10 protein-coding genes are annotated in these 14,409 nt (G+C 35.2%); 2 read left to right on the top strand and 8 right to left on the bottom strand.

Annotated features, from left to right (window positions below):
• Positions 1-340 precede the first annotated feature (340 nt).
• From AAJG31_RS18405 to AAJG31_RS18395, 3 genes are all read right to left on the bottom strand, one after another.
• Positions 341-1,105: a response regulator gene (locus tag AAJG31_RS18405; protein ID WP_115672964.1), complete on the bottom strand. Its 765-nt coding sequence runs from the start codon at positions 1,103-1,105 to the stop codon at positions 341-343.
• Positions 1,077-2,375, bottom strand: a complete 1,299-nt coding sequence (locus AAJG31_RS18400) for a histidine kinase (protein ID WP_279495924.1) — start codon at positions 2,373-2,375, stop codon at positions 1,077-1,079. The genes AAJG31_RS18405 and AAJG31_RS18400 overlap by 29 nt, the downstream gene beginning before the upstream one ends.
• 80 nt (positions 2,376-2,455) lie before the next feature.
• Positions 2,456-4,021 (bottom strand): hypothetical protein, encoded by a 1,566-nt coding sequence (locus tag AAJG31_RS18395; RefSeq protein WP_279495926.1) that lies wholly within the window; start codon positions 4,019-4,021, stop codon positions 2,456-2,458.
• A 155-nt stretch (positions 4,022-4,176) separates the two neighbouring features.
• Between AAJG31_RS18395 and AAJG31_RS18390 the strand changes: the two genes are divergently transcribed.
• Positions 4,177-5,079: a LysR family transcriptional regulator gene (locus AAJG31_RS18390; protein WP_048394390.1), complete on the top strand. Its 903-nt coding sequence runs from the start codon at positions 4,177-4,179 to the stop codon at positions 5,077-5,079.
• A gap of 28 nt (positions 5,080-5,107) precedes the next feature.
• On the opposite strand, the gene AAJG31_RS18385 is transcribed toward AAJG31_RS18390, so the two are convergent.
• From AAJG31_RS18385 to AAJG31_RS18365, 5 genes are read right to left on the bottom strand one after another with little or no spacing between them, the layout of a single operon-like run.
• The gene (locus tag AAJG31_RS18385) at positions 5,108-6,154 is read right to left on the bottom strand and encodes a glycosyl hydrolase family 18 protein (RefSeq protein WP_345803554.1); all 1,047 of its coding nucleotides are present in this window, start codon (positions 6,152-6,154) and stop codon (positions 5,108-5,110) included.
• Between the two features lie 22 nt (positions 6,155-6,176).
• Positions 6,177-7,928 carry a polysaccharide deacetylase family protein gene (locus AAJG31_RS18380; RefSeq protein WP_279495929.1) on the bottom strand — a complete coding sequence of 584 codons (1,752 nt, stop codon included), beginning with the start codon at positions 7,926-7,928 and terminating at the stop codon, positions 6,177-6,179.
• The gene (locus tag AAJG31_RS18375) at positions 7,925-9,793 is read right to left on the bottom strand and encodes a glycosyltransferase (protein WP_279495930.1); all 1,869 of its coding nucleotides are present in this window, start codon (positions 9,791-9,793) and stop codon (positions 7,925-7,927) included. The genes AAJG31_RS18380 and AAJG31_RS18375 overlap by 4 nt, the downstream gene beginning before the upstream one ends.
• The gene (locus tag AAJG31_RS18370) at positions 9,790-11,223 is read right to left on the bottom strand and encodes a polysaccharide deacetylase family protein (RefSeq protein WP_279495932.1); all 1,434 of its coding nucleotides are present in this window, start codon (positions 11,221-11,223) and stop codon (positions 9,790-9,792) included. Before AAJG31_RS18370 ends, AAJG31_RS18375 begins: the two co-directional genes overlap by 4 nt.
• A 17-nt stretch (positions 11,224-11,240) precedes the next feature.
• Positions 11,241-12,566 (bottom strand): nucleotide sugar dehydrogenase, encoded by a 1,326-nt coding sequence (locus AAJG31_RS18365; RefSeq protein WP_279495934.1) that lies wholly within the window; start codon positions 12,564-12,566, stop codon positions 11,241-11,243.
• A gap of 450 nt (positions 12,567-13,016) precedes the next feature.
• Here AAJG31_RS18365 and AAJG31_RS18360 point away from each other — a divergent pair.
• Positions 13,017-14,371, top strand: a protein-coding gene (locus AAJG31_RS18360; protein ID WP_139111235.1) for an IS3 family transposase whose coding sequence is annotated in 2 segments (ribosomal slippage) — positions 13,017-13,470 and positions 13,470-14,371 — 1,356 coding nt in all. Because the reading frame shifts where the segments join, the coding sequence is not laid out codon by codon here.
• Positions 14,372-14,409 lie beyond the last annotated feature (38 nt).

Below are 14,409 nucleotides of genomic sequence, written 5' to 3'. Positions count from 1 at the left end.
ACTTTGTAAGCATTTTCAGATTATTACTACTTCACCTAAACAATGAGAATAGACTTTCTTCATTTTCAATAAAATCTCCCTAATTGAGAATTGATTTCATCTAGCTACATAGTGAAAACCTCGAGAAAAGTGCTAATTGTAGCGGTTTTGTGACAAATTAGCATAAACAACATATCTATACTATAACCTATTTCATTAAAATGGAATCAATTTAAGTTCATATTGGAAGAAAGAAATTTTGCTATAAAAATTGATGGATTGTATCCTCAAAAGAAAGTAATTTTAGGTAAATGAAAAGACAGAAACGTAGATTGTATCCAACATTTCTGCCATTTCTCCATTAATTTAGATGATATGCCCATAAATATCCTTTTGATTCCAGTAAAAAAGCATCTGACTCTAAGGTAGAAGTGATAACAATTGCATCATTTGTCTTCAGCTCATAGCCTTCATTCACGCGTTCTATTTGAATAGGTAAACCTAGCTCTATAAAAAGCTGACGTAGACGGTAAATCGTATTATAAAGATTAGCTAACGCTTTTTTCTCATCTATATTAGGCCAAATATCATCTAAAATACGATACTTCGATACTACGATTCCTTCATGGACTAATAAATAATAAAAAAGCTCCTCCGTAACCTTTGTTCGCCATTTAATAGCTTTGTCATGTATCCTTGTTCCAACCTCACCTTTTAAACTAACTTCCAACTTTGTAGTGTTTCGCTGTGTTTGACGCCCATAATATTTTGTAAGTCTTTCATTTACTTGTAGTACAATACTTGGTGTCATGGGCTTTAATACATAGTCTAGTGCTTGGACTCGAAATGCATCTACAGCATATTTTGCATAGGCTGTTGAAAAAATAATAGGGACATCAATGCCTTCTTCTACTAAAATAGCTGCAAGCTCTAATCCATTCATCTTTGGCATTTCAATATCTAAAATTAGCGCATCATATTCACCCTTAATGGACAAAATTTGAGTTATTGCTTCTAAAGGTGATGTAAAGGTGGCAATAACTTGAAAAAGCCCCTCTTTTTCAAGTAATAGTTTGTGCAAATCTAAAATTGGCTGTTCATCCTCTACCATAATAATTTTCCACATGTTGAAGCTCCTTTAAAGGTTGTATGAATACCATTGTTGTACCTTCATCTTTCTTAGAAGTAATAGAAAGAGTAGCACTCGGCATTTCTTTTACTCGACGTAGAACATTGGTAAATCCGATGCCATTTGAAAATATATTTTCTCCATTGTTTAAAGCTTTTACCTGTTCCTCAGTCATACCAACGCCATCATCCCTCACCTGAATGCTTAAATTATTTTGCTGCCTTTTAATTTCAATAAAGACTGTCCCATTTCCATCCTTTTCAAAAATCCCATGACGAATTGCATTTTCAACTAAAGGCTGTATCAGTAAACTTGGGATTTCTATCTTTTCAGCATCTAATGTATCTTCTATTGTCAAAATAACCGTTAACTTATCACCAAAGCGTGCTTGTTCAATCTCTACATAGGCACATATAATTTCAAGCTCTTTCTCTAACGTTGCGCGTTGCCCATCCTTACCTGATTCTAAAATATAACGTAAATAGGTAGAAAGCATCGTTAATAAATGCCCTGCTCGCTCTCCGTCTGTATAACAAAACGAAATAATACTGCTGAGTGCATTGTATAAAAAATGAGGATTGATTTGTGCCTGTAGAAAAGCCATTTCATGCTGTATCGCTTTGCCCATAGCCTCTTTCGTTAATGCTATAGCCGATAAACGTGAAAGTAACATTTCTTTTGTAGCTGGCTTACGGATATAATCATTGGCCCCTGATTCCAGGATAAGAGAAATATTCGTAGGATATTCATTGGCTACTAACATAATAATCGGTAAATCTATATAGCTATAATACTGACGTATATATTTGGTTAGGGCAATGCCTCCCATTCCAGGCATCACTTCATCTATCAATAAAAAATCAGGTCTTTTTTGCTGAATAACGTTGAGTGCCTCCTCAGGGCAATGCACTACCTCTATAGCGTAGTGGCTTTGTAGTAACGATTGTAAAACCTCTGCATGAATGACATCATCCTCAACTATGAGTAATCTTGGCAAATTTTCATTGAACAGTGGCTGATCATTCATAATGATAATCATCTCATTGTCTTTTAGCACTTGCTCATAGCCCCCGAATGGCAAGGTGATGATAAATCGAATGCCATTTTGTAATAAATCTACCGAATATGTACCACCCATCTGCTCAATGATGGCTTTCCCTATCGACTGTCCAGTCTCATCTGCTGCTTTTTGCTGTATAGGCTCAGGGCCAGCTCCTTCTACCAAGATTCTTACGTCTGTATCAAGATGTAAAACAGTTAGAATCATATCCCCATTCCCAGCATGAGCAATAGCTGTTTCAAGTACCCTGTATAAGATTTGACCTAGACGTTGCTCATCAGCTTGAACTAATAATTTTGGATTGGTGTGCTTGTATAAACGAATATGCGTTTTTTTATTTTCTTTTCGTGCATAATTAATACATGCTGAATAATCATTTGAATATTAACTGGGTGTACATCTATTTTAAAATCCTGAAACCTTATTCTAGTGAAATCTTTTAAGTCATTTACTAGATATAATAAACGTTCTAATTGTTGTTCTAGTAGTTGTTGCTTATCCGTCATAGATTGAGTTGATAAGGATTTTGTAATATTTAATGCATGATAAAGAGGTTGTTCTAATTCATTTGTTGTCACTTCTAAAAAGGAATCCTTACCGATTGTCGCCTTTTCCAGACGTTGACTATATAATTCAGCGTCTCTTGTTCGATTAATTAGTCGCATTGCCAAATAAATATTCATACATACTACAAAGAATAGCAGACCAATACGATTAAAAACATTTCGCCCAGAGAAAAAAAGCTGATCAAATGTTCCACTTATGCTAAAAATTAATAGAGATATAATTGTTGCACTTAATATTATCAGTTCATTTTTCGGAACATGAGCACTTTTCTTCATGATCAAATACAATAATCGTCCTATTATAAAAAATGCTAGGAAATTTATATAGGTAAAAAATATATATTGTAGCTCTGATAAAGATCTTGCTGGTAAAAGCAGTGTTCCAACGCCATATAATAGTAGTGGTGACACAAATAATAAAGCTGTCCTACGCTTCATCATAGCTGTTACCGTATAGGCAAAGAACAGGAATAGCATCACTGCATTTATATACGTTATAAAATCTTGCAAACGAAAATAAAATTCAAATTCTATAGTAGGAAACTCTCTATAAAGAGTTCGTTCGCCTCTTGTACATACCAAAATTGCCAACGTAAAAAAATACATTGCACTATAAAAAAACGCTTTGTCTCTTATTCTTAATAAATACAAACTAAAATGAAAGATTGAAAATATTAATAACATGATAATCGTTGTTTTTTCTAAGTACACATCTTGAATGACATCTTTTGCAAGAGCATCCGCATCTCCTATATCTATAGGAAATATAATGCCATGCCTTGCATTATGAAAATCTGCAACTTGTATTGTTAGGATCACCGAATCTGAAGAAGGTGAAAAATACACTTCATAAACAGGATTACTTGGTTTCGATGCTTCACGAGCAGTAGCTAGTTTACCATAGGAGGCAGCGATCTCATTATTTATAAACAGTCGATGAGATGACCAAATATTTCGTACCCGAATACCTATTTTTTTGAAATGAGGTGGTAGCTTAATTTTAAGTTGATAAGTACCATACTCTGCATCGGCCTGCCATGGTCCAGGAACCTTTTCAATTGGAGCATGATCAGGAAAATTAGCAGGTTCAAGAAATTTATTGCCTATAAAACGCCATTCTCCAGACAATGCTACAATCTCTTCCTCTTTTGTTATTTCTGATAAATCTAATTGACCATCTACCGCCTGTAACTTAGTATTGCTTGTATCTTGATCGTTAAAAATTAAATAAGTTAGCATCGTGATGGCTAATAAAATAAATAACCAACTTAAACTTTTTTTTATCATGAATCCCACCTCCTCCTCATCTTACAATAGCGAACTCTCAAATATCTAACAGCTTATAATTTTTATTTTGACATAAACAGTCATTTTTCATCTTAAATAATATATAATTAAGGTATAATCAATCTTATTTTTAGATTAATAGAGGTGAAATGTTAGTGGAGTTACGTCAATTACGCTATTTTGTAGAGGTTGCTGAACGTGAGCATATTTCAGAGGCTGCTGAGCATCTTCATGTAGCCCAATCTGCCATTAGTCGGCAAATCGCAAATCTTGAGGATGAGTTAGGCACTCCGTTATTTGAACGAGTGGGACGAAATGTCAAATTAACACCAATAGGGAAGACATTTCTTGAGCATACCATTACGGCATTAAAGGCCATCGATTTTGCAGCAAAGCAAGTAGAAGAATATCTTGATCCTGCAAAGGGCTCAATTAAAATCGGCTTTCCAACAAGTTTAGCTAGCTATGTTCTGCCAACCGTTATTTCAGCCTTTAAACGCGAATATCCTGATTTACAATTTCAACTCCGTCAAGGGTCTTATCGATTTTTGATTGATGCAGTTAAAAATCGGGAGTTGAACCTCGCCTTTTTGGGACCCCTGCCCCCGAAGGACGAATCCATTCAATCAACCATTCTGTTTACTGAAAATATTGCCGCACTCCTACCAGCCAATCATCCATTAGCTAAAAGAGAAAGCATACAGCTTGCAGAGTTGAAAAATGATTTATTCGTATTATTTCCAGATGGTTACATTTTGCATAAGGTAGCGATGGATGCTTGTAGAGCTGCAGGCTTTTTACCAAATGTCATTTCAGAGGGAGAAGATTTGGATGCACTAAAGGGCTTAGTCGCCGCTGGCATAGGTGTTAGTCTATTACCAGAAAGTTCTCTTTATGATTCAGCAGCTCGCTTTACCATTAAGGTTCCTATTGAATCTCCTACAATCCCTAGAACTGTTGGTATTATTTCACCCGTAAATCGAGAAATTGCACCATCAGAAATCATTTTCTTAGACTTTGTGAAAAACTTTTTTTCTCGCCTTTCACAATTCCAATAAAAAAATCGCCTTTTGGGCGATTTTTTTATTATTCTGTTGATTGCTCAGCAATCCATTCTATTGTTTTCTCTCCTAAGCCTCCTGCACGCCATAATACAACGTCATGATAGCTTTTCTTTTGAACGTAAGTAACCCATTTTTCTAGCGTTTCTTGATCAGCATACCAAACTTCATGGCTGACATTATTGTCATCTACATATGAAAAATAAACGGCTCCACTTGCTTGATCACGCTGCTTAGCTGCTTTTCTATCGGCTAGTAATTGTTCGGCCTCAAGCTCTGTTAAAGCGACTATTTTGCCCTGAGCTACCCAATCAAAACCTCCAGTGGCAAAGGCGATAGCTAAATCTTGATTAGACTTCTTCATTTTTTTTACTAAATCATCTAGAAAAGAAAAAGTAGCTTTAGCACCTGGCCCACTGTGGTAACCATGAACATTATAGGCCATTACTGTATAGTGAGGTCCATCTGGCAATTTCACATCAAATGGAAAGCGTGGTTCGAGTACAACATGCAATGTAACATCCTTTTTGGAAAGCTCTTGGTAAAGCTCTTCTAAAAATAGGATATAGTTTTGAAGGTCATCTTTAGCCACCTTTTCATAATCAATCTCAATGCCATTTATTTGATATTGTTCCACAACCCGCAAAATATTTCCAATATGCTTTTGCCTTGCTGAGGAATCCTGCAATAATCTATGCAAAAGCGTGCTATCCTTTTGAACAGATGGAGCATTCTCTGTTACATAATCATTGATGAGTGTTAGGATCACATGATGGGAATCATTAAATTGCTGCTTGGTCTTTTGCAACATATCTACGGCATTTTCTGTTAACAATAGTTCATCATTGCTATTAAAATATGCACCAAAAACACGTATATCTTGTAATCCAAGTTGAGAATTTTCTACATCTTTCATGGCGGATTTATTTTGCCATTCTGGTAACCAAATAGATAATCGGAGCTTCTCCTTATCGTTAAATTCTTCCTTTGCTTTAGCTGGCTGTTCTTTACTATTACTACAAGCTGTAATAAATAGTAGCGCAATACAAATAAATAACATAATGTTCTTCACTTGACTCTAATTTCACCCCGATTTAGAAGGTCTCGATAAAGAAATCAACGACATGATTAAATAACTCAGTGGATTTATACTTAACCTTCTCGAAATTCGTATATTGGTTCGTAAAAATAGTTTGATTGTTTTTATCTGTAATCAAAATATCTTCAATTAATGTATCGTAAATATCATCTGCATACTGTTCGTGTGAAGTGTTCTTATTACTGTACAACGCACCAAATCCAATCTGTGCCCCTTGTAATTTCGGATTTATTTGAACGGTCTTGGATAATACATTATCTACATCTATTTCTATTTTATCCTTATTTATAGCAATGTTAAATACTCTTTTTTCCGTTAAGTTTCTTGGGTACTCTTCTTCATCTATACGTGACCCTTTTTGCGTATCATGATAAGTGTAAACTGTTGCTTTATTAAATGCGTATTCTTCTTCATTCCACTTAATTTCATTTAATGGAAAGCGTTCTTTTTCAACAATTCCCCCGCCTGGTAATTTTTCATTTATTACAATCTCATTATCGACTAGTACAATTCGTAAATAACTATTTGTTTTTTCATCGTAATTTACATAGAAAGCTTGTTGGCCAACCACATTCCCTTTAAACGCAAAATTCACATTATATTGATCTGGCATTTCCTCCTTTAAAAGAATTCTGCCTTCACTTGATGGAGCTGAAGTTAATGTAATCTCATTATTTTCATATTCTGCCGCACCATTTATCACTTTCCAGTGTTGTGCTACTTCCTGATCTCCTATCTTAAATTGTATGTTTTGCCTACTGGCCTGTCTGATCTTCATCATCACATGATTAGTTGACCAATATGGCGATACTTGTAATCTGCTTAAATTATAAATATCTGCCTCTTTATCATTGTAGGCTCCTAATTCTAGATTAAAATGCATACGAAACTTGTCTTTAATTTCTTTGTTATTCACACTTTCTACGAGAGGATCCATATTGTTATAAAGTGAGTTTGCATGCATAATTGCGTAGGCTTTAGGGACTTCCCCCAACTCTTCATGATAGATATCCTGCATTAAATTGTAGTCCTTCTTAATACGAGCCTCCATCTCTTGTCGAGTTTCACTTGGTATCATATATTGATTACGAATAAAATCCATTAAATAATGATTATAGTATTCTATTGTTGTTTTATTAGGTACGTTATTTTCATCTATGACGCCTAAGGACTGTCCTTTATCATTAAAAATATTAATATAGGTTAACCTATATCCATTGGAGCCCATTTCCCAATAACCGCTTTTTTCCATCAGTTTTAAATCTTTGGGCTTTAAAAATTTATTATCGGTTGTATCCATTTTATTGGCATACGTAAACATCGTTGCCTTATAATTTAATTTTTCCATAATATTTTGAGCAAAAATACTAGAATCTGTACGTCCATCTTCAAATGATAGATACAAAGCTTTTTCTGGCAATGGTTTATCATGCTGATAGAAGTCTAAAATATCCTTTTGAGTAATGGTTTGATACCCTTGTTTTTCTAACAAAGTTAATTGTTCTTCTAAATTCTTTTTAGACACATATTTAGGTGATTCATTTCTACTGACACCAAAATAAGAAAGGGCAATAAAACCCTCTTTATTATTTAATGGAACTGTTTCAGCTCCCCTTTTCTCTGTTAGAAAAACAGCTTTAATTAAAATGACAGCTAACAATACTACTATAATTAATTGAGCGATCGAACGGATGATTTTCCGACGATTTTTTTTAGCTGGCTGAAGCTCTACACTTTTTCCGTTCATTCCTTCTCACCCTTTTTTCTAATTTTCAACATCGAAAATCGGGATTTTCGTAATTTTTGCTTTTCCATTTTCTTTTCCTTCGCTAGAACATCCTGAGGTGTTTCCCTTGTCCCCCATGTAGATTTCCAAAAAGTCACCCAAGCAACTGGCATCTGCCATAGCAAAATAAATTCATAATAGAGGACAAAGATAAAACCAAATCCCCATAGTTTACTTTTTCTAAAGAATAGATGAGCCAAACTCATAAGCATGGCCATTAATAGTAAACCTATTAAAAACGTTGTAGGAAAAATACCATACATGACTGGTACATAAATTAAGTTATAAACAACGACAATTGGTGCTGCAATCGGCACAATTAAACCAATAATGAAGAAAAGGAACATAAACGGTTCTTTTTTCCACATAAATAAAAATGCACGCAAAGATTCTCGAAGCCAAGAACGTTTCCATCTCATTTGCTGGGATAGAAAAACTTTTGTGTCAGATGGAACAATTGTTGAACAAATGGCATTGTCCTGATAGCCTGTTCGATGTGTTTTTAAAATATAGTTTGTCATACTACGGTCATCACCAAAAGTTGCTGGCTGACCAAGAAATTTTTGATTAAGCCATGCTGTTTCATTTTTTAAAATTAGCTCTTTCCGGTAACAGGCTAGTGGTCCTGATAAGCAAGTAACCGTATCAAACCATGCTTCAGCTGCTTTCATGATACGGAAGGCAATATAATAACGAACCGTCTGTAATTTAGTTAGCGCATTAGTAAATTTATTTTCAACCTCTGTTCGGCCAGCCACACCGCCCATTTTGGGATCTTGAAAAGGTTGCACTAAATTACGGATTGCATGTGGCTCTAAAAAACTATCGGAATCCACAAAAACAACTAAATCATGCTTCGCTTGATGAACACCCGCAACTAACGCTTCCCGTTTCCCACCGTTTTGCGGAAGCTTATAAAACTTTAATCGATCATTCGTCTTAAATCGTTCACCCTCTTGATGAATAAGGTTAATCATGTCGTATGCCTTTTCCTCTGTACGATCTGTTGAACAATCATCTACAACGATTACTTCTAATTTATCTACTGGGTAATATTGATTGATACAACTAGAAATCGTGCGATGAATCCACTCTTCCTCATTAAAGACTGGAATAATAATGGAGACACCTGGTTCAAATTTTGGATTGATCGGTACATTTTTATAGAAAATACCAAATAAATATCTACTTAATAGAAATGTTGCTGCAATAATACTATAAAGATATAAAAATTTATTAAACCTAAAGTAAATCACGCTTTCTGCTCTCATTAACATGACAATAATCGATACGACCAATAAAAATAAACTAGCCATAAAAATAGAAATGCCCCAACGTTTTTTTGTCATATATTCGTTTAAAGGCTGTAAAAATTCACAGGCAGCATAATAACGTAGTTCTCCATCCACTTCTTTCGTAAAATAACGGACAACCTTAGCCTTTAACTTCACTTTGGCTTCATAGCCCTCAGGCATTGCACCACCCGGTATGTTAAAATTCATTGTTAAAATTTCATTTATTAAAAATTCATGAGGTTGATTAGAGTAAACGAGGATACCCGTTACCGAAATATCCTCTGCAAAAAGTTTTTCTGCGTTCACTTGGCGTTTTGCCCTTTTAATATGAACCTCAAAATGAGTTTCGTAGCGTAAACTTAATTGTTGAAGTCGATAGATTTCATTCACATCTGTCGGATCAATTTCCTCTTTCTGATAGGAGGCGCCACGACGATTCACAAGGCTCCTTACATTTTCGGGATCGGGAATATTTGAAAGAATCCGACGGTCAGAGCGTGGTATCGTTAAGATCTCTTTTTTTGTTTTCATTGTTCATTCACATCCCTATTTGAATCTTCTTCAATCCAAGTAGACATTTTGCTAAAGCTATAACCATCTTCTAGAAGTTTTTCAATAATGAGTGGAAGTGCTTCTACCGTATTTGTTCCATCTAGGATATGCATGACAATGACCTTGCCGGGCCCAACCCTAGAAATCACCCGTTCGTAAATGTCTTGTGCTGAGTAATCTAAATTCCAATCAAAAGAAGCGATATCATACATAGCAATCGTTTTAATTCCCGCAGCAGTAATGATCTTGGCCGTTCGCTCATCCATTATTCCTTGGGCTGGTCGGAAATATAGAAGAGGGGGCTCTTGTAAAGCATAGGTTAATGCCTGATGTGCCTTCACTAAATCATCTTGTAATTCTTCGGGTGTCATTTTTGTAACATCTAAATGGTAATAGGAGTGGCTCGCTACCTCATGACCTTCCTCTACAATCATCTTCGCTAATTGTGGATTCTTCTCCACACCACTTCCTATTAGGAAAAAGGTACTTTTGATATTATATTTACGTAAAACATCCAACACTTCTTTTACTCGTTTTTCATGTGCCCAATCATCAAAAGTAATAGCTATTTCCTTTTTTGTTGTCTCTTTTCGATAATATAAATTCGGCTTGGCTTGCTCATAATTTACATTTGGACTGACAGCATCATATCCTGAAATTTCTTCCACGGACTTTGTTAAATAACGTTCATCTAATAGATCACTTAAGGTAGTAATGGTATACTCGCGTTCTTTAGCTAATTGAGCTAATAATGGTATAGCATCAATAATGGCAGGATTAATGTATGTGTTGAGATGAATAATAGAGCCCCTATCAATATATTTACTGATATAATTAATCAGCTCCTGAGCACTTTGCATTTTTCTATCAAGTGGGTTAATAGATAATCCAATAACAGCTTTCATATCAAGCGCCTTTGCTGCTAAGCGCATATTATCGGTAACATCGCCTGAACGACTACGAACAAATTTCGGTGTATAGCCTAAATGCTCTTCAAAAATTTGATTGGTTAACATGATTTCTTCATACGTTTGGTCATAATCCAAAGATGTTACATCTGGAAATGTCAATGTACCGTTTTGCACCTCATGTCCCCTTTTTAAGATATCTTTCACAAGCTCTGGCTCTTGAGCAACACGCATTCCCTCTAGAAAAAAGGTAGCCTTCATATTCGATTCATCTAGTTTCGTTAATAGCAATTTCATTGTGTCGTTATCTGCTAAGCCATTAAATGTTAACGATACTTTTGGTACCACAATATTGGCATGACTAATTAATTCACTTTTAGTACCATCAGATTTTTTGACCTCTATAGAAGAATCAACTGGATGAATCGTTTCTTGTGTCGCTGACTGACAGCCTGCTAAGAACAGCATGATGAGCAGACCACATAGTTTTAGTCGTTTCATTTCCTATGAATTCCCCCTTATAGTTTGTAATAATTTTTATTTTCGAACAAAAAATGGGTATTACGTGTATCAAAAATTAAAGAAGCTTGTTGATCAATTAAAGAGTAATCAATAGTTGAATGATTCGTTAAAATTAATACTGCATCTGCTTGTTGGATTATTGGTGCTGTTAATGCAACCGTATTGAAATGTGATTGTTCGATAGAGAATGTTTGTATATAAGGATCAATGATCGTTAATTGGCATTGTTTATCTAGTAGTTGCTGAATAACATGAAGTGCTGGCGATTCACGTGAATCGTTTATATTAGGTTTATAAGTGACACCGATGACAACAATATTGGCTCTATACAGCTCTTTATGTTGAATACTTAAGTAATTACTTAGTCTCTCGACTACAAAGTTGGGCATTGAGTCATTGATTTTATCAGCTGCTTCAATTAACGTTGCAGAGATACCATGTTGTTGCCCAGCCCATAGTAGATATTTAGGATCGACTGGAATACAATGCCCTCCCACTCCTGGCCCTGGTGTAAATGGCATAAAACCATACGGCTTTGTAGAAGCTGCATCAATAACTTCCCAAATATCAATGTTCATCTTATAGCAAATCTGACTTAACTCGTTTACAAGGGCTATGTTAATTTGGCGAAAAGTATTTTCCAGTAATTTCTCCATTTCAGCCACTCTAGGGCTTGTCACAGTACACACATGGGTATGAAGAACTGTTTCATAAAAAATCTTTGATAATTCTAGGCATGTGGCTGTTATTCCCCCAATCACTTTTGGTGTATTCGACACGGAAAAGTTGCTATTTCCTGGATCAACACGTTCTGGTGAATACGCTAAAAACAAATCATGACCAATAGTAAAACCATATTTTTGTAAAATAGGCTGGACCATTTCTTCTGTTGTCCCAGGGAAAGTCGTACTTTCAAGAATAACTAGCGCATTGGCGTTAATATTTTGACCGATGGCATGCGTTGCTTCTTCGATATATGAAATATTAGGTGTTCCATCAGGAGTAGTAGGTGTAGGTACACAAATAATCACAACGTCTGCTTGTGAAAGCATAGAAAAATCTTTAGTTGCTTCAAAATGTTTACTTTCGATCATTTGCTCTATATTTTCTCTCGGTAAATCAGCAATATAACTTTCACCATTTTGCAATTGTCTGATTTTTCCTTGATTCTTATCAAAGCCAACTACCTTAAATCCATTTTGAGCCATTTCCACAGCAAACGGTAAACCTACATAGCCAAGTCCAATCACTCCAATTGTTGCTTTTTTTGTTTGGATTTTTTTCAATAAAGCTGTACTTAGTGATTTCGTTTCGCTCGTCATTAAAATTACTCCTTTATTTAATCTGTATTTTCATTGTTTTTTCTTTATTTAATTGAGGAACGCATTCCATAAAGCAATGGTTCAATTCTCGTCATCTTTTGTAAAAACCCCCTTCAACATTCAAACTTACACAGGACTCTTTAGTCGAAATAGATCAGTAGGATTACACATCACTCAAAATAAGTTTATTAACGTTTATATAGTACTAATTGAAGCTAAACAATTTCTAAACAATTACATCCAAGGTAATAAAAACCTATTCTCCTAAAAAATAAATCAAATTTTCATTATAAAAACGTCTATTTACGACGTTTTTTACATTAACCATTAACTGTAAATTTTTTTGTTTAGAAAAATTTTTCTTTCTACAATTCTAAAAATCCCCTTAAGCCTCGGTGAACTGCTCCCCAAATGTTAGACACATCTAACATTTGGAGGAGCAGTTTTTATATGGCTAAATTTACATCGGAAGAAAAACTACAAGCAGCCTTACGTTACATAAAAGGCAATGAAAGTTCACATGAAATTGCTAAATCTATCGGAACAGATCACAAAGCAATTCTTAATTGGGCGAAACAATATGAGTATAATGGCGTAGAAGCGTTTATAAAGCGATATACAAATTATTCGGCACAGTTTAAACTAGACGTACTAAACTTTATGATTGAAAATGGTACGTCCTTACTTGAAACAGCAGCTATCTTTAAGATAGCTACGCCTTCTACACTTCGTAGTTGGAAAAAGCAATTTAAAACAAAAGGATTCGATGCCCTTCAATCAAGGAAAAAGGGGCATCCATCCATGAAAAAAGAAACGAACAAACAACCAAAACAAGCACCAGTAGAAGGGACACCTGAAGCACTTCAAGCAGAAATCAATCGTCTACGTATGGAAAATGAGTACTTAAAAAAGTTGAACGCCTTAGTTCAAGCCAAGGAAAAATCACCAAAGAAGACAAAGTAAAGGTCATCTATGAATTAAGGCATAAATACTCGGTGAAGGCGCTTGCGAAATTCGCAGGCATTCCACGTAGCACGTACTATGATTTAGTGAAGAAGATGGATCGTCCAGATCCAGATGCCGAGTTAAAGGCCGAAATTCGAGCAATTTATAACGAACACGAAGGTCGTTATGGTTATCGTCGTATTCGTGATGAGCTAGCAAATCGTGGGAAAAAAGTGAATCATAAAAAGGTTCAACGTATCATGAAAGAATTAGGTTTAAAGTGCTTAGTGCGTATGAAGAAATACAAATCTTATAAAGGGACAATCGGTAAGATTGCGCCTAATAGATTGGATCGTAACTTCATAGCAGAAGCACCGAATGAAAAATGGGTTACAGATATTACGGAGTTTAAGCTGTTTGGTGAAAAGCTCTATTTATCACCTATTTTAGACTTATTTAACGGCGAAATTATTACGTACACAATTGGTCATAGACCAACATATTCGCTTGTATCAGAAATGTTGGAGAAGGCACTAGAGAGGTTGCCAGAGGAACATCAATTATTGATGCATTCAGATCAAGGTTGGCATTACCAAATGAAACAATATCGCCACGCCCTTGAATCAAGAGGCATTGTGCAAAGTATGTCACGTAAGGGAAACTGTTATGACAACTCTGTCATGGAGAATTTCTTCGGCATCATGAAGTCAGAATTCCTCTACTTAAAGGAATTTGATAGTGTCGAGCATTTTAAAAAGGAACTTGAAAAGTATATAACGTATTACAACACGAGACGTTTAAAGGCAAAATTAAAACTGAGTCCGGTAGAATACCGAACTCAGTTTACCCAAGCTGCCTAAACGAAATAACCGTGTCTAACTTATAGGGGTCACTTCAC

Source organism: Lysinibacillus sp. BS3 (assembly GCF_039614735.1).
GTDB classification, from domain to species: domain Bacteria; phylum Bacillota; class Bacilli; order Bacillales_A; family Planococcaceae; genus Lysinibacillus; species Lysinibacillus capsici.
The sequence above is the reverse complement of the archived record's forward strand: the minus strand, read 5'-3'. Positions and strand labels throughout refer to the sequence as shown.